Here is a 20,227-nt window from a genome sequence, read left to right as displayed (position 1 = left end):
GAAACATCGGAGTCTGAGGAGGCGGTCACGTGCAGAACAACAGCCGTCAGCGGCCGGTGCGCCGCCTGATCAGGAGGCCCGGCCAGGATGCCGGCGACCCACAGCAGCAGAACGCAGCCGGCGGCCAGCCCGCCGGATGTCCGCAGCAAGCCGGAACCCAGCAGGCTGGGGGCCAGCAGGGCTCTGGTCAGCAAGGCTCTGGTCAGCAAGGCTCTGGCCAGCAGGGCGCAAACCAGCAGGGCGCAAACCAGCAGGGCGCAAGCCAGCAGGGGGCAGGCCCGCAGGAGGGCCAGCAGCAGCCCTGGCTGCCCGAACTGTACGGCGATGCGGCCGCATGCATGCTGACGGCCCTGCACGCTGCCAAGCAGGAGCTGGCCGAGGAGCTCGAGGCCAACCTGAAGCAGCTGAAGACGGTGCTCGAGGAGACCCAGCGCATCCAGAAGCAGATGGAAGCCGTGCTGAAGGAGGCGCGCGCGGAGGCGCGACTGCAGGAGAAGGCGGCGGGGCAGGCGCAGCAGCAGAACCCGGCCACCGGCGCCGGCGCGCCCAAGACCCGGGGAAACCGCCCGCAGCCGGCACAACAGCAAGCCGGCCGGGGCCAACAGCCGGGGCAATCCGCACAGTCCCGACAGACCGCGCCGGGCGGACAGCGCGGACAGAGCCAGCAAGACGGACAGCCGGCGGCGGCATCCTCCACCGAGGCCGGACCCCGCGGCGGAGCGGCACAGTCCCCGCCGCCCTGGCAGCCGCCGGACCCGCAGGGGGAGATGAGCTGGGCCCCGTGGCAGCCCCCCGGACCGCACTAGGCGGCCGCGGAAAAGCGGCGCACACAGGCGCCGCTCGCGTCAACAGCATCTATGCGCTTTCGGGCAGAACCGGCCCCTGCACGGGAGGCAGGGGCGGGGCGTCGGCCAGCAGCCGCCGGATCTCCTCGCCGTCGATCACCTCGACGTCGACGAGGGTGTCCGCCACCTGCTCCAACACAGGCCGCCGCTCGGCCAGGAACCAGGCCACCAGCTCCCGCTGGTCGGCGATGATCTGCTGGACCACCGCCCCCTCCAGCCCCCTGTTCAGGTTCTCGGCGTCGACGATGCCCAGCGGGCTCAGGCCGGCGTGCAGGATGTGCCGGGCCATGCCCACCGCCTGCTCGAAGTCGTTGGATGCGCCCGTCGACGCCTCGCCGAACACCAGCTCCTCCGCGAGGAAGCCCGCCAGGGCCACCTGGATGCGGGCCTCCAGCTGCGAGCGGGTGTACAGGTACTTGTCGTCGGCAGGGCTGGTGCGGACGTAGCCCATCGCCCGCCCCCGCGGGGTGATGGTGACGGTGGCCACCGAGCCCGGATCCACCCACTCGCCCACCAGGGCGTGGCCGGCCTCGTGGACGGCCACCCGCCGCTTCTCCGCCGGGGTCGGCCTGCGGTCCAGCTTCTCGCCCAGCATCACCTTGTCCACGGCCTCCACGAGGTGGCGCTGCCGCACCTCGGTGAGCCCCTCCCGCAGGGCCAGAATCGCCGCCTCGTTGGCCAGCGACTCCAGGTGGGCGCCGGAGAAGCCGAAGGTCTGCCTGGCAATGGCCTCCAGGTCCACGTCTGCGCCCAGCGGCTTCTTGCGGGTGTGCAGCCGGAGGATGGCCAGCCGCGCCTCCCTGTCCGGCAGGTCCACGTTGACTGTACGGTCGAACCGGCCGGGGCGGAGCAGCGCCGGGTCCATCATGTCGACCCGGTTGGTGGCGCCCATCACCAGCACCTGCACGTCCTCGTCCACCGCGATGCCGTCCATCTCGGTGAGCAGCTGGTTGAGCGTCTGATCGTACTCCATGTGGGTGCTGTGGGAGCCCCGTCGAGCGCCGAGGACCTCCATCTCGTCGATGAAGATGATGGCCGACCGCTTCCGCTCCTTCCGGGCGGTCTCGCGCGCCCGCCGGAACAGCTCCCGCACGCGCTGCGCCCCAACGCCCGCGTACATCTCCACGAACTCGGAGCCGGCAGCCGCCAGGAAGACCGAGTCCGTGTGGTGCGCCGCCGCCTTGGCCAGCAGCGTCTTGCCCGTGCCGGGCGGGCCGGTGAGCAGGATGCCCTTGAGGGGCCGGATGCCCATGTGGGCGATTCGCTCCCGGTCCGCGATGAACTGAATCGCCTCCAGCAACTCCTTCTTCGCGGCGGCCTGTCCGCCGATGTCCTCGAACCTGACCTCAGGCACCGCCACGGTGCGGGGGCTGCGCACCGCGGTCGCAGAGGGGCTGCGAAGGCTGGCGGACTGGTACATCAGCCAGGCCAGGCCCGCCAGGAACACCACGGGCAGCACGTTCACCCCGCTGATGCCCAGATAGGCGAGCACCGCCGCGGCCGCGCCCAGGAGGACCTCCTTCACGGGAAAGCTCTTCACAGCCCCATCCCTCCTCCCGCGGGCACGACGGGCGGCCAGGCAGGCCGCTCGACGACCCGGTACAGGTAGGCGTCGCCCTGGCGCACGGTCAGGTAGACCCGCCGCTCGTCCACCGCCACCTGTGCCTCAGCCCCCATGGAGGCGGCCTCTGCGGCAATCCGGTCGGCCATGGCCGCGAACGCGCCGGTGGCCACCGCCTCCTGCAGGTACAGGTTCATCCGCTCCGCCGCACGCTCCAGCGCTGCGGTGGGGCTGCCGAGCACGGTAATCCCATACGGGCTGCCCTTCAGGATCTGGCGCAGCCGCCGGTCCACCTCGGTGTAGATCTCCCGCAGGTTCGCATCGGGGGCGGGGTGGATCTCAACTTCCGGAACATCCCCTGCCTGGACGACCTGGTAGGAGACCAGCCCCTCCAGGCCCGCGAGGGCCGTCATGAGCGGCTGGTCGATCGTCTGGCTGCGCACCAGCCGGCCCGCGCCGAACAGCCCGGCAAGCGTGACGGCCAGGGTCACGAGCGCGACCGGCCACCGAAACTGCCGCAGGTTCACTACGCATCCCCCCTACCCATGCGCGGATAAATGGCAGCCACGAAGGCGCGCTTCGTGGCCGTCACATCTTTAACGCCAAAGGTTTAATCTCATGAGCATAACCAGTATAGCATGCGATCATCCGGTGCTCGGCTGGTACATTCTGCGGCGCCGTACAGCCGTTGGGTTTGACGCGTGACATGAACTGCTAACTCACTTTTCATCACATCGTCGCGAAATTGTTACAGGACTGTAACAGAGCTGCGGTACATTGAACTTGTGTGTTGAACCCCCTCTGTGTGATTTCTGCTTCTCTTTCTCCGGCGGTCCGGCAGGACCGCCCCCTTTTTGCGCGCAGGAGATTGCCCGGCATCCATTGAACTTATCCCCCGGTGCACGTCGGCTGCGCAGAGGAGGTGGTGCGGCTCATGAATGGCAAGCAGCGGGAATGGGTCGAGACTTTTCGCTCGCAGCAAGCGCTGTATCGCGCCTTCGGTCAGTGTGTGCGGCAGATGCTGGGCCAGCTCCTCGCCGAGGCGAACATACCGATCAACAGCATCACCTATCGGGTCAAGAGTGTCGACGCCCTGGCGGAAAAGCTGACCCGCCCGGGCAAGGACTACGAGCACCTCACCGAGGTGACCGACCTCGTGGGCGTGCGCGTCGTCACCAACTTCGCCGATGACGTCGACCGGGTGGTGCGGGTGATCGACCGCCACCTGGACGTCGATCCCGACCACTCTGAGGACAAGCGCCCCTACGACCCGCACTGGTTCGGCTACTCCTCCGTCCACCGTGTCTGCTGCCTGCCCCCGGAGATGCTGGAAAGACCGGAGTACGCCCGCTTCGCCGGCCTGCGCTGCGAGATTCAGGTGCGCTCGATCCTCCAGCACGCCTGGGCCGAGATCGAGCACGACCTGGGCTACAAGGTCGCTGGCGGCATTCCCAACAGCCTCCGGCGGCGGTTCTCCATGCTGGCAGGCCTGCTGGAGCTGGCCGATGACCAGTTCATGCGGCTGCGGGACGAGCTGAGCCTCTACTCCACGCAGGTGGTCGCGAAGATGCACGACCATCCCGAGGACGTGGCCCTCGATCCGATCTCGCTGGAGACGTTCATCCGGCGCTCCGCACTGATTCAGGCCCTGGATGCAGAGATCTCCGAGATGCGCGGCCGGCCGCTCATGGGCCCGACCAAGGCGGTGCTCGAGGCCCGGGTCGAGGAACTCCAGTACCTGGGCGTCAGGAACCTGCGAGACCTGGCCGACGCCCTCGAACAGTCGCAGGAGCTGGTGCGGTCGCTGGCGCACCAGATCTACCGGGATGACCGGCGCCGCGGCCTGCCCATGTCGCGGGGCAGCTGCCTGAGCCTCCTGGTGCAGGTGCTCATCGGAAGGCTGGAGAGCCCGGAGGAGATCCGAACGCTGCTGGACCGGTTCAACATCGGCGCGCCGGCGGCCCGGGACGAGCGGGCCACCTTGCTGAAGTCCATGGCCGAAGCGGCGCCGGAGCGCGTGTAGCCCTCCTTCCCCCGCAACAAGAAACGGCGAGCGATCCTGCCGCTCGCCTTCTTTATTTGTGTCGGGGCGCCGTCAGGAGGCGGCCCTGACCTCAGCCAGCCGCCGGATGTACTCCTTCATGAAGTCCTCGGTGAAGGAGAGCAGCTCCCGGTCCACGTGCTCCGGCGTGTCCGTGTACCAGTGGTAGTTGGGCAGCGAGCCGTCCTCCAGGAACGCGAGGAAGCTGATGGCCTGATAGCCGTGCGCAGCGGGAATCATCGCGTCGGTGGGCAGGAGCAGGTTGGGGCGCGCCTTCACCTGCCCGGGCCGCTCGGCGGCCATGGCGCGGGCAAGCTCCACCAGGTCCTTCCCGAACCGGTGGTAGAGCGTCATCCCCTCGCCTTCCAGGTAGGTCAGGGTGCCGCCGCCCAGGTTGTCCAGGTTGATGAAATAGGTGGACGCCGAGTCGTAGCGGTACGCCCGCAGGAAGGCCTTCATGCCCCGCGTGCCCACCTCCTCCGCACCGGTGAGCACGAAGTGGAAGCGAACCCCCGGCAGCGGATGCGCCGCGAAATGCTCCGCCAGGGCCAGCGTCAGGGCCGCGCCCGTGGTGTTGTCGTTGGCGCCGTTGATGTAGCCCCCGCTGAAGGCGCAGGCGAGCAGAAAGGCGATGTGCAGGGACAGCACAGCGGCGCCCGCGCCCAGAAGCCACAGCGGCCAGCCGGCCCCGGGAAACACCGCCCGGAGCACCAGCCCCAGCAACATCAGCCCCAGCGACCCGTAGGCCAGGTTCAGGTAAGTCTGCACGTGAGGGGCAATCCGGGGGTGGAAGAGCCAGGTGGCGTGCTGGGTGTCCAGGTGGCCCGAGACCACCACCGTGAGCCGCTCATCGCCCTGCCCCGCCGCCCGGGCGATCACGTTCTGCGAGCCCACCTTGGGTGTGTAGGCATCCAGATCCAGCCCCTTCCCGGACATCTCCCCGACCAGGGGGATCAGGAGCAGCACGGCCAGCAGCAGGCCGACCCAGGGCTGCCACCAGGCCGCGATCGCCGCGGCGGCCAGGTAGCCGGCCATGATCACGGCGGGCCCGAGGTAGAGCGTGTCGCGCGGCGCCCGGAAGCGCTGGATCTCCACGTCGTAGCCCATGTCCCGCAGCCAGCCCGCCGCCTCCTCGGCCGCGGCCGCCTCCTCCGCGCTGCCGACCGCCCGGTGAGGATACCGGGTGAGCCGCTCCAGGTACGTCCATGCCTTGCTCATCTCGCCATCTCCCTTCACAGCCATCCCCGCGCCATCGCCCGGGCCACCGCCTCCGCCCGGCTGGTCACGTCGAGCTTGGTGAAGATTGCCGTGAGGTGCGCCTTCACCGTGCGCTCCGTGATGAGGAGCCGGTCGGCGATCTCCTTCGAGCGCAGGCCGTCGGCAGCCAGGCGGAGCACCTCGGTCTCCCGCTCCGAGAGCGGCGACGGCTCCCCGGCGGGCGGGCGTGCCGCAGCCGGATCCAGCCGCTCCACCAGCCGGGCCATGACCTCGGCCGAGAGCACCGCCTCGCGCCGGGCGGCCGCGCGCACCGCCTCCAGGATCGCATCCCGGCTCGCATCCTTCAGGAGGTAACCCCGGGCGCCGGCGCGGAGTCCCTCCACGATGAGCTGGTCGTCGTCGTAGGTGGTCAGAATCACCACCGCCGCCTGCGGGCAACGCTGCTGCAGGGCCCGGATGGCGGCCAGGCCGTCCATTCGGGGCATGCGCAGGTCCATCAGCACCACGTCCGGCGACAGCCGCTCGCACAGCTCCACGGCCTCCTGGCCGTCCGCGGCCTCGGCCACCACCGCCATGTCGGGCTGGATCTCCAGGAGCGCCCGCAGCCCCTCCCGCACCACCTCGTGGTCGTCGGCAATCAGCACCTGGATCACGGCCCAGCCTCCTCTCCGAAGCGTCCGGCGTCTCCGCCGCCGGCAGCCCCGTCCGCCCGGGCGCCTCCGGCCGGGCGCAGCGGCACGGCGGCAAACAGCGTCGTGCCCTGACCCGGGCTGCTCTCGATGTGCAGCTCGCCCCCCACCGCGCGGGCGCGCTCCCGGGCGCCGGTCAGGCCGAAGTGGCCCGGCAGGCGCGGGGCCTCCGGGTCGAAGCCGACGCCGTCGTCGGCGACGCTGAGGCAGACGCGCCCGTCCTCGCCCCAGAGCCGCACCCGCAGCTGGCTCGCCCGGCTGTGCCGCACGGCGTTGGCGATGGCTTTCCGGGCGATGTAGTAATGCTGCACCGCGGCCTCTCCTTCCGGCGCCGTGTCCCCCGGGCCCACCTCCAGGGCGCCGGTGAAGCCGCCGTCGACCTGCGCCCGCTCCAGCTCGCGGCGCAGTTCGGCCGCGAGGTCAAGCCGCTCCACCGGCAGGCGCAGCGACTGGATGCGGGCGGCGTAGGCCTGGAGCTGAACGTGCGCCTCCTGCAGCTGCGCCACCAGCGACTCGGCCCGCTCCCGCTCCCGCATCTGCCGCAGGTAGAGGACGACGTAGAGCGCGGCAAACCCGAAGGCGAGCCCCGTAAAGGGGAGCCGCGTCAGGATCGGCAGGGGATCCTGCAGCGCCGCGATGGCCCCCGCCAGCCCCGCGACGACCCCGCCCAGGGCGAGGCTGCGCCGCCACCCGTCCGGAAACAGGCCGATCGCCTCTCCGGCAATGGGGGCAAAGAGCACCTCAGTCATCGGCGAGCCCTCGCCCAGCCACACCAGCACGCCCGCCAGCAAGATCTGCACCACCAGGTACGGCGCGGCCCACCCCCGGGCCTCCAGCCGGTCCATCAGGGCGTGCAGGACGCCGTGCAGCAGGAGCAGCAGCGTGAAGGGCACGGCCTCGGAGGCGGGGCGCCATGCAGGCCAGGCCACGGTCGACACCCAGATCAGACCCAGCACCAGGTAGACCGAGTAAAAGAACACGCGGGTGTGGCGGGCCATGGCGGCTCCTCCCTTCGGCTGAACGGCCGTACAGTGTACGAAAGTACAGATGGACGTACGATGTCGGGGGGCGGGGAGCATGCGATACTTGCCTTGTGAAAGCACACACAAGGAGGAAGCCCGACGTGAATCAGCCCGTCATCCGCTGCCACCAGCTGACCAAGAGTTTCGGCGACAGGCGGGCCGTGGACGGCCTCTCGTTCGCAGTCGCGCGGGGCGAAGTCTACGGCCTCCTGGGCCCCAACGGGGCCGGAAAGACCACCACGGTGGAGTGCATCGAGGGCATCCAGCAGCCCGACGCGGGCGTCGTCGAGGTGCTGGGGATGTCGCACGCGACGCAGAGCAGCGCCATCAAGGCCCGGCTGGGCGTGCAACTGCAGTCCACCGGCCTCTTCCCGGGGCTGACGGTGCGGGAGACCATCGACCTCTACCGCTCGTTCTTCCCCCGCGCCCTGCCCACCGCGGAGGTGCTGCAGCTGCTGGGCCTCAACGAGTTCCAGAAGACAGATCCGGCCCGATTGTCGGGCGGCTGGCGGCAGCGGCTCACGCTGGCCCTGGCCCTGGTCAACGACCCCGACGTGATCTTCCTGGACGAGCCGACCACGGGCCTCGACCCTGCCGCCCGCCGGGACGTGTGGGATCTGGTCCGCACGCTGCAGGGCCGGGGCAAGACGGTGGTGCTCACCACGCACTACATGGAGGAGGCGGCGCGGCTCTGCGACCGGGTGGCGGTCATCGACCGCGGGCGGATGCTCGCCGAGGGCCGCCCCGACGACCTGGTGCGGGAGGCCTTCGCGGAGGCTGCCGTGGAGTTCGCGGCGCACCCGGGTCTCGAGCCCTCCCGCCTGCAGGCCCTGCCGGGGGTCACCCGGCTGGTGGCAGAGAACGGCACCTGCACCCTCTACTCCACCCAGATCCCCGACATGGTGGCCGGCCTGCTGGAGCTGAGCCGCAAGCAGAACTTCCCGCTGGAGCGCTTCACGGTGCGGCAGGCCACCCTGGAAGACCTCTTCCTGCGGCTGACCGGCCGCCGGCTCCAGGCTGAGACAGGAGGTGCCGCGTGATGCACGCGCTGGGAGCGATTTACACTGCCACTGCCCGACAGTTTCGCCGTGACTGGATGGCTCTCCTCTTTACGCTGCTGCTGCCCGTGGTGATGGCCGCCTTCTTCACCATGCTCTTCGCCGGGGACCCCGCCGGCGCGGGCGGCGTGCCCCCTGCCCAGCTCTACGTGCCCGGGATGCTGTCGCTCGGCATCCTCTGGCTGGGGGTCTTCGGCACCGCCCCGCCGCTGGTGCAGCTCAGGGTGCAGAAGGTATTTCGCCGGGTCGGCGCGACGCCGCTCAGGCCGGCGGTGCTGCTGGCGGGCCAGCTGGCCTTCCGGGTGATCACCGGCGCCCTGCAGGCGGCCCTCCTGCTGGCCTACGGCATGCTCGCCCAGGGCATGCGGGTGCAGGGAAGCTGGGCGGCGCTCATCCTGGTCGTGCTGCTGGGCTCGCTGCTCTTCGTCGCGCTGGGCTGCCTGCTGGCCGCCCTGGCCCGCACCAACGAGGCGGTCATCGCGCTGGGTCAGGTGGTGCAGTTTCCGATGATGTTCCTCTCCGGCACGCTCTTCCCGCTGGAGATGCTGCCTGACTTCCTGCGGCCGGTCGCAGCGGCGATGCCGCTGACCTACCTGAACGACGCCCTGAAGCAGGCGATGCTGGGCGCCCCCGGCCTCCACCCCCTCTGGCTGGATTGCGCCGTGCTCGCCGGCTGCCTGGCGGTGTTTGCCCTGCTGGCCGCCCGGCTGTTCCGGTGGGAGTGATCGGTACCACTTCACCTCGTCAGCGGGGCAAGTGTGGCCCCCGTCGCCCGGATCAGGTCAGGCCCGGTCAGCACCAGCTGGAGCCCCCGCTGCCCGGCGCTGACGGCCAGCCGGTCGATGATCTCCGCCGTCTCGTCCAGGTAGTACGGGTATTGCTTCTTCATCCCCAGGGGCGAGACGCCGCCCCGGATATAGCCGGTGAGACCATGGATCTCCTTCACGTGGACCATCTCCACCTTCTTGTTGCCGCTGACGGCCGCCAGCCGCTTCAGGTCCAGCTCGCCGTTGCCGGGGATGGATGCGACCAGCACGCCGGTCCGGTCGCCCCGCACCACCAGGGTCTTGAAGACCTGCTCAGGGGGCAGGCCGATCCGCCGGGCCACGCTGACGGCATCCATCTCCTCCTCGCTCCACGGAAACGAAACCAGCTCGTAGGGGATCTTCTTCTGATCGAGGATGCGGGCGGCGATGGTCTTCATGAAGGTCGACTCCTTTCGCAGTATGTAGGAAGCCCGGCACGCAAGGCGCGCCGGGCTGCTGTGTATGGTCCTACTGGTGGCGCGAGGGCGTGAAGACGGGCAGGGAGAGGTCCTCATCCAGGGCGACCCCGTCCACCGTCAGCGGCTCCGTGGTCTCCCCCAGCAGATCGTAGTCCTGCACGCCGGTGATGGCCACCTGCACCATGTCGCCCGGCCTGAGCTGCGCCCCGGCCGGCGCCCGGAAGAGGATGACCCCGTCGATACCCGGGGACTGCCGGTAGCAGCGGCCCACGAACCAGCCCCGGCCCCGCGGCGAGCGGCCCTCCACCAGCACCTCCAGCTTCCGCCCCACCTGGGCCTGGTTCCGCTTGCGGGCGATCTCGTGCTGCACCTCCATGGCCCGGTCGCGCCGGGCCAGGCGGACCTCCTCGGGGATCTGCTCCATCTGCCCCGACTTGGTGTCCTCCTCCTGGGAGTAGGCAAACACGCCCACGTGGTCGAACTCGCAGGCCCGCAGGAAGTCCAGCAGCATCTGGAAGTCCTCCTCGGTCTCGCCGGGGTGTCCGGCGATGAACGTGGAGCGCAGGCAGATGTCGGGCACCCGCTCCCGCAGCTTCTGCACCAGCCGGAGGTAGCCCTCGGCGTTGGCGGGCCGGTTCATCAGCCGCAGAACCCGGTTCGAGCCGTGCTGCAGCGGCAGGTCGAGGTACTTCAGCACCTTGGGCTCGGTGGCGATGACCTCGATGAGCTCGTCGGTGATGCGGGTCGGGTAGGAGTAGTGGACGCGGATCCAGCGGATGCCGTTCACCTTCGCCAGTTCCCGGAGCAGGCTGGCCAGCATGGGCTTCTTGTACAGATCCATGCCGTAGTAGGTGGTGTCCTGCGAGATGACCACCAGCTCCCGCACGCCCATCTGGGCGAGGCGGCGGGCCTCGTCGACGATGGACTCCACGGGCCGGGAACGGTGGCGCCCCCGCATCAGCGGAATGGAGCAGAAGGCGCAGGCGCAGTCGCAGCCCTCGGCGATCTTGATGTAGGCAGTATAGCCCGGGGTCGCCAGCACCCGCTCGAAGTTCCAGTCGGTGATGGCGTCAGGATCAGAGATCTGCTGCACCCGCTGCCCGGCCAGGATGCCGGCCACCACCTCGCCGATGCGGGGGTAGTCAGCGGTGCCCACCAGCGCGTCGATCTCGGGGATCTCCCGGGCCAGCTCCTCCCCATAGCGGGGAACCATACAGCCTGCCACCACCAGGGCCTGGCACTTGCCAGCGGTCTTGTGCTGCCCGGCCTCCAGGATCGCGTCGATGCTCTCCTGCTTCGCCTCCTCGATGAACCCGCAGGTGTTGACGACGAGGACGTCAGCCTCCTCCGCGCGGTTGGTGATCTGGTAGCCCGTGTTCTGGAGCAGGCCGATCATCGACTCGGTGTCCACCAGGTTCTTGGCGCAGCCGAGGGAGATGAAGCCGACTTTCACCGGGCGGCCGGCGACCTGGGCGCCGGGCAGGGCGGTCGTCGGGCGGTCGGTCAAATCGTGTCGCCTCCTATGCGAAAGAGGCCGCCGGTGGGATGCGGTGGCCTCTGGAATGGGTAGATCTGACTCTCCTATTTTACAGAGACGGGCAGGCGTTGTCTACCGCATGAGGGGTGGGCGGTGAGCCGTGAGCCGTGAGCCGTGAGCAGTGGGCTGTGGGCTGTGGGCGGCGAGACCATGGGAGGAAGGGCAACCGGGCCCCGAAGTGCGGCGGACGGCTCGAATCCCCACAGGAAGCCGTCGTAGATAGTGCGAATCTACCGTCTATCCGTGTTACTTGCCGACGGGAGGAGAGTTGACCATGGTCACGATTGCCGACATCTACAAGGCGCGCCGCCGCATGGCCGGCCTGGTGCAGCGTACGCCCCTGGAGCACAGCCCTGCGCTGAGCGATCTGACGGGGGCGGAAGTCTACCTGAAGCTCGAGATGATGCGGGAAACACGGGCCTTCAAGGTTCGGGGCGCGACCAACTTCCTGATGGCCCTTCCCCAGGCCGATCGCTCCCGTGGCGTGGTCGCGGCGTCTGGCGGCAGCCACGCGGCCGGTGTGGCTGCAGCAGGCCGCCGCCTGGGCGTCCCGGCGACCATCGTCATGACCGAACGCAGCCCCCGGAACCTTCAAGATATCTGTCGCGGCTACGGCGCAGAGGTGATCGTGCAGGGCCGGGTGTACGACGACGCATCCCGGCTGGCGGAGCAGATCAGCGAAGAGACCGGCAGACCGCTGATTCACTCCTACGACGATCCCCTGATCATCGCCGGGCAGGGCACCATCGGCCTCGAGATCATGGAGGACCTTCCTGACGTGGATGTCGTGATCCTCCCCGTCGGCGGGGGCGGCCTGCTGGCCGGGGCGGGGAGCGCGCTGAAGTCCCTCCGCCCGCAGACCCGGGTCATCGGCGTGGAGCCGGAGCGTGCGGCAGCGATGACTGCCTCGCTGCAGGCCGGAACGATCGTGGAGCTGACCGACCCCCACAGCCTGGCGGACAAGCTGGTCGTCAAGGCGGTCGGCAAGTTGAACCTGGCCATGGCGCAGCGCTACACGGATCAGATGGTCACCGTCTCGGAAGATGAGATCGCGCGTTCCATCATCACGCTGGTGGATAAGGCCAGCCTTCTGGCCGAAGGGGCAGCTGCAGCCGCCCTTGCGGCCCTCCTGTCGCTCCGGCACGAATGTGAGGGCAAGCGCGTGGCCCTGGTCCTCACCGGCGGCAACATCGCGCCGGAGGTGCTGGCACGGGTGCTGGCCGGCGAGCGGGACCGGTAGGCTCGCCCCTGCGCGCTAACCTTCAACCTTGACCCTGATTGGCTCGATCCGCACGCACACGGTTCCCCGGAAGTACATGCGCACACCTTCGCAGTAGCTGAACGCCGGTCCCCACGCGGCGTAGTCCTCATCGGGCCTGCAGCCAACTGCGCTCGCCTCCACGATGCCGCCGTGGGAGATCACAAGGGCCCGGCCGTTCGGCGGCAGCCGGGCGGCCAGTTCGCGGTGGAACTCGCCCAGCCTCCGCGCAAACTGCGCCACGGCCCCTTCGGGATTGCTCCTTGCGGCCGCCGCGATGCGGCCGATCCCGGCATTCCACGGTACCTCATCCTCAAAGCCTTCAGGCAGGCTCGCAAGCCAGGCGACCTGCTCGTCCACTGCGAAGCCCATCGCGATCGCGGTCTCGTAGGCGCGCGGCAGATTACTCGTCACCACCAGGTGGAAGGGCGCCAGCCCTTTCCCCGCCTTGCGCGCCAGATCAACCCCCTGCTGCGAAAGGTGCTGACCCGGCTTGACCCGCCTGGTGTGGCGGCGGTGCTCGATGATGCGCAAGTTCGCCCCTTCAGCACCGCCGTTAGGCGAGCGGGCCGGATAGCTCACAGCGTCGCCCCAGCCCAGGACCATTTCCCCGAAGGGCGGGACGCTGAGCAGCCCCGCCGCCCACAGGAAGGCGCGGTCCCGCTCGGAAAGCTGGTCCAGCCGCATCCACCGCACGTCCACGAGGATCTGCCCGTCGCTGTCGTACTCCGGGTCGTGCCCCAGCGCCGGCTCCTGGTCGCCGATATCGACCAGATACGTGTAATGCCCGTCATTTGGGCCGTAGGTGACCACGCTGGTTTCACGAATCACCTGGCCTCGCACACGGCACTCGTCTTCCAACTCCCTGACCGCAGCATCCGCAGGCGACTCCCCCTCCAGAATCGCCCCGCCGGGGAGACACCACCACTCCTTGCTCCCCTGCCGGTGCCTGACCATGAGGATCTCCCGGCCGCGAACCACGATCGCCTGCGCTCTGGACATGCACACAGACCTCCTTGCCTACAGCCGCCCAAATGATCCCCCGGGTACCGCCCGGAAAGCTGTATCAACCTTTGCAGTATTGTATATTGAATGAGTCTCTGTCAAGGGGTGTGAGCAGTGGCGGATCAGGCGAAAGCCAGGTTCACCGAGATCAGTGTCGAGCGGATCAACGTGCGGAATCCGGACGGCACGGTGCGGCTAGTGATCTCCCATCAGGTGCCCGATGCCGAGATCAACGGCAAGATCTACCCGCGGTCCCTGATCGTCCCCCAGGCCGGCCTCATCTTCTTCAACAACGAGGGGTTCGAATGCGGCGGCCTGGTCTTTGGCGGCAAGTGGGAGGACGGCAAGCATGCGGCGAGCAGTGGCCTGGTGTTCGACAGGTACAACCAGCAGGACATCGTCAGCATCGACTACACCGACATCAACGGCCGCCACACCCTGCCGCCGCAGCAGTGACTGGCCCGGCCCATGCACCAGGAGCCTGACGCCCCGCGCAAGTGGGGGCGCCAGGCTCCGCTTCTCAGCACCAGCCGCGCTGATATCCCCGTCACTCCTCCGTCACGGCCCCGGCGGCACCGTCGCGGTCCGCCGGGAAGATGGTGAACCGAAGCTGTTCCGCATCCCCGGGTACAGGATAGACGGGCGCATCGGCGTCGCGGTTCGCCTGCAGGAACACCTTCAGGTACTGGTACATCGCATCGGAGTAGTCGTGCCCGATGCCCCGGTCCAGGATGAAGATCCCCTGGCCGCCGGCCTCGCCGTAGAGGGCGGTCAGGGCCTCCGCGCGGGGCAGGATCTCCTCCCCCCAGAGCTTCGTGATGATCCGCCGCTCCTCGTCGCCGTACGAGTCGCGGAAGGGCAGGGTGTTGTTGGGGTCCTCCTCCCCCATGTAGATCAGCCGCGCTACCCGGTTGTGCGCTTCCAGGTCGAAGGGCCGGCCGGTGATGGCCTCGTAGTCGGCGGTGCCGATGGGGAAGATCAACCGCTCGCCGCCGTGCTCGGCCAGGGGCAGCAGCATGTTGTCCAGGGTCGCCCCGGAGACCAGGGCCTTCACCTTGTGCGGGTGCAGCGCCGCCAGCCGGTCGGTGAAGGTGCCCGAGGCCGAGAAGCCCACCAGGAAGACCTGCTCCTCCACCCCGTGGCCGTACTGGTTGAGGTAGGCGACGGCGTGCTCGATCATCGCCACCACCTGCCCGTCCAGGTGCATGAGGCTCTCGACGGTGAATCCGGCTTGCCGGAACTGCCGCTCCAGCACGGCGGCCGCCGCCGGGTCCTGCATCTTCAGGTGCAGGGTCGCCGCGTCCCGGTCCAGGGCGTGGGTGAAGAGGGTGTTCTCCTCGCCGCCGAGACGGTAGGTGATCACCGGCCGGGGGATCGCCGGCATGATGAGCGGCGCCCAGCAGCTCCTCCGCCAGCCGCATGGAGACCTGCTGCCCCCGCTCCACCTCGGCGCGGGCGCGCGCGAGGGTCTCGGCCGCGCTGTTGCTCGGGCCGGTATTGTTGATGTCCACCACGAGATACCGCCTGTGCCCCTCGTTGGCCGCGCGGTGCCGTTCGCTGGGCAGCACCAGGAAGTAGGGCCAGTGGAAGCCCCGCTCCGGCATGGCCGGCACCAGGACGATCTGCCGCTCGCCCGCATGGGTGAGTTCCGGCAGACCCGCGGTGGTGAAGCTGGCCCGGAGCATCCCGCCGCTCCGGGTGAAGAGCTTCAGCACGTACTCCGTGTTCAGCGCGAGCACCGGCCGGCCCTCCGCCGCCGCCTGGTCGTCGGCGATGACGAGCTCATCCCAGGCCAGGGTGAAGCGCCGCGAGACGTAAGGCGCGCCGGCCGTTTCGAGGCCCACCGCCTCCACGTCGTCCGCCTGTACGCCCAGGCTCGTCAGGTCGATGACGGGGCGGAAAGGATCCACCGGCGCCGTGAGCCGGATGGAGGCAGAGCGGGGCCGGGCGGCGGCCGTGCGGGTGGCGGGGTCCCAGGTGACCGTCATCCCCATCGCCGCGGCGGCGTCCGTCAGGCGCACGTAGGCCCGGTCATCAAGCAGGAAGCCGTCCGCCGCCACCTCCCGGCCGTTCACGGTGAAGGTGAAACCGTTGCGGAGCACCCGGATGGTTTCCCAGTGGCCAAAGGCGGCCCCGGCGGTTCCGCCGAGCGCCAGCAGCGCCGCGATCACCGCCCCGATGCGCACCAGTCCTTTCACTGTGCAGGCCTCCTTCCCTCGCTGCACCTCCCCTTTCGGCGCCGCCGCGGCTCCTCCCTGCATATGAAGCGCCGGTCAGCCCCGGCGGCCACTTACCCCATGGCGCCCCGCCGCCACAGCCTGTCCACCCAGCGCCAGCCGGCCACGGCCGCCGCACCGGCCGGCAGCGCCAGGGCGGCGATCCACCGCGGATCCGTCAGGTAGAGCCAGGTGCCTGCGCCGGCGATCAGAGCCCCGCCGGCGAGACCCACGATGCCGCCGAGCCGGGTCGGGACCTGCTCGAACGCGGCGGCCATCGTCTCCCCCGGCGCAAACAGCCCGCCCGTACGGGGCGCCGCGTCGAAGGCGGCCGCGCCCACCAGCCAGGTGACCGCAGCCAGGACGATCGCCCCGCTGAACCCGGCCAGGGCAGCGGCTTCACTGACGCCGCGCCCGCCCGCCGCCGCCCAGGCAAAGGTCGTCAGCGGGGCTGCCAGCAGCAGGGGAAGGGCAGCCAGCCACTTGCCCGCGAGCAGGTGACCCGGCGAGATCCCCGCCAGCAGCGGGAGCACCGCGCGCTCCCCCTCCGCTGAGAAGAGGGCAGCCGCCTGTTCGCCGTAGTTGAAGACGGTAAACGCGAGGCCCATGCCGATATAGAATGCGTCCGCCCTCGCAGGGTCCATCCTGGCGCTATTGAGCGGCATCAGGAAGGGCATCGCCAGCCCAGCGGCCAGGAACCCCAGCCGGAACAGGCTGAACCAGTTGCGCGAGGCGTTCAGCCAGGCCAGGGACTGTACAGCGCCGGACGGCCCGCCCACCAGCGCCGGCCAGCGGGACCGCAGCGATCGGCTCCGCCTGAACAGGGCCTCCCGCACGGCGAGCCACGACTCGCGGTACGCATGCCGTTCGCCCCGCCGGTGCCGCTGACCCCCCGGCGACAGAACCGCGACCAGCGCCAGGAGCCCCATGAGTGCGAGCAGCGCGGCCAGCACCGCCTCCCCCGTCCCGAGGGCGCCTGAGCCGGGGGGCGTTTCCACCTCTGCCGTCGCGCCCATCTGCCACAGCCCCGCCGTGAAGAGGAAGAAGGCGAAGCCGATCAGCCCGAGGAGGAGCAGCATCGCGATGGCCGGCAGGACCACCAGGGCGGAGGGCCACCGCCGCACCATGCCAAGCAGCGCGCCGATCCCCGCCAGTTGGCCCAGCACCCCGCCCATCCAGATCGCCAACAGCAGCCCTGCCGCCCGGAGCGCAAACCCGCCGGCTGACGTCCCCCATGGGTCCAGCGCGGGGAAGAGGGCACAGCCCAGGAGCAGCGCGAACCAGGCCCGGCCGGGCAGGCCCCTGGCCAGGTGCAGCAGCACCACCGCCTGGGCGGGCGCCGGCGAGAGGTGAACCAGGCTCACCAGCGGCCCGGTGAAGAGCCGCTCACGCCCGCGCCACAGCGCCATGAGGAGCGCCACGAACCAGCCCTCCACAAACCCCAGGAGCAGCACGTTCCCCGGGGGCAGCGCCGGCGGGCGGCTGAGCACTCGCCACATTCCCAGGCCCGCCAGCGCGATCTGTAGGAGCAGGCGCAACAGGCCCACCTTTCCCCGGCTGAAGCGCCAGCCGTCGTTGTACGCAGCCCGCCACTCTGCGCCCAGCAGCGCCTTCACAGCCGAACGGAGTTCCTTCATGCCGTCACCTCCTGCACCGGTTCGGCGGTGAGGGCCAGGAAAAGCTCCTCCAGCCCCGCCTGCGGCAGCCCCGCCGCTGCCCGCAGCGCGGCCAGGTCGCCCACCGCCCGCAGCTCGCCCTCGTGGATGATGGCGATGCGGTGGGCCAGCTCCTCCGCCACCTCGAGGACGTGTGTCGTCAGCAGCACTGCTGCGCCCTCCCGTGCGGCCTGCACGATGAAGTCCTTCACCTCCCGGCCCGCCCGGGGATCCAGGCCGTTGGTCACCTCGTCCAGCAGGAGCACGCGAGGCCGGTGCACCAGCGCGGCGGCGATGGCCATCCTCCGCTTCATGCCCAGCGAGAAGGAGCGGATCGGGTGGTCGCCCCACTGCGTGAGCCCCATCTGCCTGAGCAGCTCCTCCGCCCGCTGCCTGCCCTCGCCTTCCGGCAGGCTGTAGAGGCCCGCCATCAGCCAGAGGAACTCCCGGGCGGTGAGGGATTCGTGCAGCAGCGGCACATCGGGCACGTAGCCCAGCAGGCGGCGCACAGGGGCCCCTTCGCCCCAGAGATCGCGCCCCTCCACCAGCACGCGGCCGGCGGTGGGCCGCACGAGGCCCGTGGCCATGCGGATCGTGGTCGACTTGCCGGCGCCGTTGGAGCCCAGGAACGCCAGGATCTCGCCGTGGTCCACCGCCAGGTCGACGCCCCGCACCGCGGTGAAGCCGCCGAATCGCTTCACCAGCCCCTGCAACTGGAGAGCCGCCGGGCAGGATGCCCGGTCCGCCCGGGGTGAGGACACGCAGTGCGCCCCGGCTGCGGGCACGGCCGGCGTGGGGGATGCTGCGGCCGCCGCGCGCTGCGGCCGCAGCCCATCCTCCTCCCGCCCCAGCGCAGCAAGGAACCGCTCGGGCTCATCCAGGCTCAGCACGATGCGGGTGAACTGGCAGAGCCCCTGCCTCGGCACATTCATCTCATAAGGCCGGGAGAGCTTCAGGGCGACCAGCTGCCTGTGGTCAGCCACCATGTAGACCGTGTCGGTGCGGCTCCCGTACATCACGCCTGCGTGGCCCGCGCCCCGCAACAGGTGGCCGGCCATCTGGGCAGAGGCCACGTCAGCCAGGTCGACAGCCAGGGAATGGCGCCCCATCCGCAGCAAGAGGCGCCCGCCATCGAGCGTGTGGAACGTCCGCAGGCTGGCGGTGAGCCACCAGTAGACCGCGGCGCTGATCACCAGGCCGCCCAGGGCGATCCAGAGGCCCCACGGCCGGAGCAGAAACGGAAGGATGATCCAGGAGGCCAGGTCCACGAGTCCGAGGAGCATCAGGGAGTGGAACTTGTTCTTCAGGGCCTGACCGGTGCGCGTATACGTGAAGCGTTCCATTTGGGACACCACCTCTACTACGGTTGTAGTATTTCGCCCAACGATGTGCCCGCTTCAGGGCAGGCGGGCCATCACCGCAAACAGCAGCGTGTACGCCAGGCCCATCGCCAGGTGAGCCCAGCGCAGGGAACCAGTCCACCGGCTGCGGGGGCCGGCGCCGGCCAGTCCCAGAGGCGGCTCCAGATGCGGCGCCGGGCCATGCACATCCACCAGGTACGTCAGCCGCTGCACGATGTGCGCCGAGACGCCGGCGAAAGCAACGCCCCGCATCGCCCCCGCGCCGCCGTGCCGCCTGAGGCCCCAGCGCCCCAGGGCCAGGGCGTACGCGCGCCGGTCGCCTGTCCACGCCGCGGCCTGCCTGTCGGCGGCCATCTCCACCTCCAGGGCGAACAGACGGGCCGCGCGGCGGGCCAGCGGGTGCCAGCCCAGGAGCGCGCGGGAGATGCCGCACGCCCAGAGCCGCAGGGGATCGCGCCGGGCAATGTGGGCCAGTTCGTGGGCCATGACCGCCCGGAAGTCGGGCTCGGGCAGCGCCAGCGCCGACGGCGTGATGACCAGCGCAGGCCGGATGAGCCCCACCGTTGCCGGTTCCAGCTGGTCGACGGGGTCGTAGAGGATCGCAAAGGGCCGCCTCAACCCAAAGGACTCAGCCAGGCTCCGGATCCGCTCAGCCGCATCGGCCGGGGCGGTGGTGAGCCGCCGGCGCAGGCTCCGGTACGCCACCCCATGAAGCGCCAGCGCCACAAGGGTGGTCAGCGTCAGGGCCGCCGCGGCCCACAGCCACAGCGGCGAGACCAGGAGGGTGGCGACGGGCACCACCAGGAGAACCGCCTCCCACCGCAGCCGCACGGCGGGGTCGGCGTAGCGGCCCACGAACCGGAGCGTGATCTCGGTGTCCGCGAGGAACAGCGTCACGACGAACAGCCAGATCCCCAGCGTGACCAGTGCCCCCATCAGCCGTCTCCCCCTTCCTCCACTTCCTCAAGCCGCTCCACCAGCCGCCGCAGCTCGGCTACCTCATCGGGGCTCAGCTGCTCGCTGCCCAGCAGGAAGCTGATCGCCGGCATGACCCGCCCTCCGAAGAAGCGCCTGGACCACTCCTGCAGGGTCGACGCCGCCGTCTCTTCCCGCCGGCGGGCCGCCCGGTACAGGTAGGCCCGGCCCTGCTTCCGGCGGCTCAGCCATCCCTTGGCGGCCAGCCGGCTCATCACCGTCATCACGGTGGTGTAGGCGATCTCCCGGTCCTGCAGCAGGGCCTGGTGGACGTCCTCCACCTGCACCTCGCCCTTCTCCCAGACAAGGCGCATCACCTCGGCTTCCAGGGGGCCCAGATCGAACCCTGTGGTGTCAGACACTTCCGTCACCTCTATCCTCAGTATATACGACAGCGGTCGTATTTCAACGTGGCGCGGTATTCCGGGTTGGCATGGTCACCATTCCATACTTCAGGCCTCACCCGGCGCGGCAAGCGTCGCGACCCGTCGAACGCGGGTAGTCTACTTGCGTAAATAATATGCTCTTGAACATCTTGACAGGAGAAAGCGACATCAGCAC

At 69.8% G+C, this 20,227-nt stretch carries 21 protein-coding genes; 8 read left to right on the top strand and 13 right to left on the bottom strand.

Annotation, left to right across the window (positions count from 1 at the left end):
- Nucleotides 1-29: 29 nt before the first annotated feature.
- Nucleotides 30-806: a hypothetical protein gene (locus ACZ45O_RS04675; protein WP_464856037.1), complete on the top strand. Its 777-nt coding sequence runs from the start codon at nucleotides 30-32 to the stop codon at nucleotides 804-806.
- Nucleotides 807-855: 49 nt separating this feature from the next.
- Here the strand turns inward: ACZ45O_RS04675 and ACZ45O_RS04670 are convergent, their stop codons facing one another.
- Together ACZ45O_RS04670 and ACZ45O_RS04665 are read right to left on the bottom strand one after the other, a co-directional pair.
- Complete coding sequence (locus ACZ45O_RS04670; protein WP_464856035.1) at nucleotides 856-2,385, bottom strand: AAA family ATPase; 1,530 nt, start codon at nucleotides 2,383-2,385, stop codon at nucleotides 856-858.
- Nucleotides 2,382-2,933 carry a hypothetical protein gene (locus ACZ45O_RS04665; protein ID WP_464856033.1) on the bottom strand — a complete coding sequence of 184 codons (552 nt, stop codon included), beginning with the start codon at nucleotides 2,931-2,933 and terminating at the stop codon, nucleotides 2,382-2,384. Before ACZ45O_RS04665 ends, ACZ45O_RS04670 begins: the two co-directional genes overlap by 4 nt.
- Before the next feature lie 407 nt (nucleotides 2,934-3,340).
- Here ACZ45O_RS04665 and ACZ45O_RS04660 point away from each other — a divergent pair, with 407 nt between their 5' ends.
- A complete protein-coding gene (locus ACZ45O_RS04660) occupies nucleotides 3,341-4,429 on the top strand; it encodes a GTP pyrophosphokinase (RefSeq protein WP_464856031.1) in 1,089 nt (362 codons plus the stop codon).
- A gap of 72 nt (nucleotides 4,430-4,501) precedes the next feature.
- Here the strand turns inward: ACZ45O_RS04660 and ACZ45O_RS04655 are convergent, their stop codons facing one another.
- Genes ACZ45O_RS04655 through ACZ45O_RS04645 form a run of 3 tightly spaced genes read right to left on the bottom strand, consistent with a single transcriptional unit; the run spans nucleotide 4,502 to nucleotide 7,352 of the window.
- Nucleotides 4,502-5,665, bottom strand: a complete 1,164-nt coding sequence (locus ACZ45O_RS04655) for a M28 family metallopeptidase (protein WP_464856029.1) — start codon at nucleotides 5,663-5,665, stop codon at nucleotides 4,502-4,504.
- A gap of 14 nt (nucleotides 5,666-5,679) precedes the next feature.
- On the bottom strand, nucleotides 5,680-6,318 hold the full coding sequence (locus ACZ45O_RS04650) for a response regulator transcription factor (RefSeq protein WP_464856027.1): 639 nt from the start codon (nucleotides 6,316-6,318) through the stop codon (nucleotides 5,680-5,682).
- Complete coding sequence (locus ACZ45O_RS04645) at nucleotides 6,315-7,352, bottom strand: sensor histidine kinase (RefSeq protein ID WP_464856025.1); 1,038 nt, start codon at nucleotides 7,350-7,352, stop codon at nucleotides 6,315-6,317. Before ACZ45O_RS04645 ends, ACZ45O_RS04650 begins: the two co-directional genes overlap by 4 nt.
- Before the next feature lie 125 nt (nucleotides 7,353-7,477).
- Between ACZ45O_RS04645 and ACZ45O_RS04640 the strand changes: the two genes are divergently transcribed.
- Complete coding sequence (locus tag ACZ45O_RS04640; protein WP_464856023.1) at nucleotides 7,478-8,416, top strand: ABC transporter ATP-binding protein; 939 nt, start codon at nucleotides 7,478-7,480, stop codon at nucleotides 8,414-8,416.
- Nucleotides 8,416-9,159, top strand: a complete 744-nt coding sequence (locus tag ACZ45O_RS04635) for an ABC transporter permease (RefSeq protein WP_464856021.1) — start codon at nucleotides 8,416-8,418, stop codon at nucleotides 9,157-9,159. Before ACZ45O_RS04640 ends, ACZ45O_RS04635 begins: the two co-directional genes overlap by 1 nt.
- Nucleotides 9,160-9,170: 11 nt before the next feature.
- Here ACZ45O_RS04635 and ybaK read toward each other — a convergent pair whose 3' ends face one another.
- Nucleotides 9,171-9,638 carry a Cys-tRNA(Pro) deacylase gene (ybaK, locus tag ACZ45O_RS04630; protein ID WP_464856019.1) on the bottom strand — a complete coding sequence of 156 codons (468 nt, stop codon included), beginning with the start codon at nucleotides 9,636-9,638 and terminating at the stop codon, nucleotides 9,171-9,173.
- A 70-nt stretch (nucleotides 9,639-9,708) separates the two neighbouring features.
- A complete protein-coding gene (gene rimO / locus ACZ45O_RS04625; protein WP_464856017.1) occupies nucleotides 9,709-11,166 on the bottom strand; it encodes a 30S ribosomal protein S12 methylthiotransferase RimO in 1,458 nt (485 codons plus the stop codon).
- A gap of 304 nt (nucleotides 11,167-11,470) precedes the next feature.
- Here rimO and ACZ45O_RS04620 point away from each other — a divergent pair, with 304 nt between their 5' ends.
- Nucleotides 11,471-12,436 carry a threonine ammonia-lyase gene (locus tag ACZ45O_RS04620; RefSeq protein ID WP_464856015.1) on the top strand — a complete coding sequence of 322 codons (966 nt, stop codon included), beginning with the start codon at nucleotides 11,471-11,473 and terminating at the stop codon, nucleotides 12,434-12,436.
- Between the two features lie 15 nt (nucleotides 12,437-12,451).
- Here the strand turns inward: ACZ45O_RS04620 and ACZ45O_RS04615 are convergent, their stop codons facing one another.
- A complete protein-coding gene (locus ACZ45O_RS04615) occupies nucleotides 12,452-13,456 on the bottom strand; it encodes an NUDIX domain-containing protein (RefSeq protein ID WP_464856013.1) in 1,005 nt (334 codons plus the stop codon).
- A gap of 117 nt (nucleotides 13,457-13,573) precedes the next feature.
- On the opposite strand from ACZ45O_RS04615, the gene ACZ45O_RS04610 reads away from it, so the two are divergent.
- On the top strand, nucleotides 13,574-13,915 hold the full coding sequence (locus ACZ45O_RS04610) for a hypothetical protein (RefSeq protein WP_464856011.1): 342 nt from the start codon (nucleotides 13,574-13,576) through the stop codon (nucleotides 13,913-13,915).
- Nucleotides 13,916-14,006: 91 nt separating this feature from the next.
- Here the strand turns inward: ACZ45O_RS04610 and ACZ45O_RS04605 are convergent, their stop codons facing one another.
- The gene (locus ACZ45O_RS04605) at nucleotides 14,007-14,843 is read right to left on the bottom strand and encodes an alpha/beta hydrolase family protein (RefSeq protein ID WP_464856010.1); all 837 of its coding nucleotides are present in this window, start codon (nucleotides 14,841-14,843) and stop codon (nucleotides 14,007-14,009) included.
- Nucleotides 14,844-15,100: 257 nt separating this feature from the next.
- On the opposite strand from ACZ45O_RS04605, the gene ACZ45O_RS04600 reads away from it, so the two are divergent.
- Both ACZ45O_RS04600 and ACZ45O_RS04595 read left to right on the top strand, forming a co-directional pair.
- Nucleotides 15,101-15,277, top strand: coding sequence for a hypothetical protein (locus ACZ45O_RS04600; protein WP_464856008.1), 177 nt, complete (start codon nucleotides 15,101-15,103; stop codon nucleotides 15,275-15,277).
- Nucleotides 15,278-15,346: 69 nt separating this feature from the next.
- Nucleotides 15,347-15,484 (top strand): hypothetical protein, encoded by a 138-nt coding sequence (locus ACZ45O_RS04595; protein WP_464856006.1) that lies wholly within the window; start codon nucleotides 15,347-15,349, stop codon nucleotides 15,482-15,484.
- Nucleotides 15,485-15,749: 265 nt separating this feature from the next.
- Here ACZ45O_RS04595 and ACZ45O_RS04590 read toward each other — a convergent pair whose 3' ends face one another.
- From ACZ45O_RS04590 to ACZ45O_RS04575, 4 genes are read right to left on the bottom strand one after another with little or no spacing between them, the layout of a single operon-like run.
- Nucleotides 15,750-17,312 carry a hypothetical protein gene (locus tag ACZ45O_RS04590; RefSeq protein ID WP_464856004.1) on the bottom strand — a complete coding sequence of 521 codons (1,563 nt, stop codon included), beginning with the start codon at nucleotides 17,310-17,312 and terminating at the stop codon, nucleotides 15,750-15,752.
- A complete protein-coding gene (locus tag ACZ45O_RS04585; RefSeq protein WP_464856002.1) occupies nucleotides 17,309-18,673 on the bottom strand; it encodes an ABC transporter ATP-binding protein in 1,365 nt (454 codons plus the stop codon). Before ACZ45O_RS04585 ends, ACZ45O_RS04590 begins: the two co-directional genes overlap by 4 nt.
- A 54-nt stretch (nucleotides 18,674-18,727) precedes the next feature.
- Nucleotides 18,728-19,627, bottom strand: coding sequence for a M56 family metallopeptidase (locus ACZ45O_RS04580; RefSeq protein WP_464856000.1), 900 nt, complete (start codon nucleotides 19,625-19,627; stop codon nucleotides 18,728-18,730).
- Entirely contained in the window at nucleotides 19,627-20,028 is a 402-nt protein-coding gene (locus ACZ45O_RS04575; RefSeq protein ID WP_464855998.1) for a BlaI/MecI/CopY family transcriptional regulator, read from the bottom strand. The genes ACZ45O_RS04580 and ACZ45O_RS04575 overlap by 1 nt, the downstream gene beginning before the upstream one ends.
- Nucleotides 20,029-20,227: the final 199 nt, after the last annotated feature.

This window comes from Symbiobacterium turbinis, assembly GCF_055383075.1.
The sequence above is the reverse complement of the archived record's forward strand: the minus strand, read 5'-3'. Positions and strand labels throughout refer to the sequence as shown.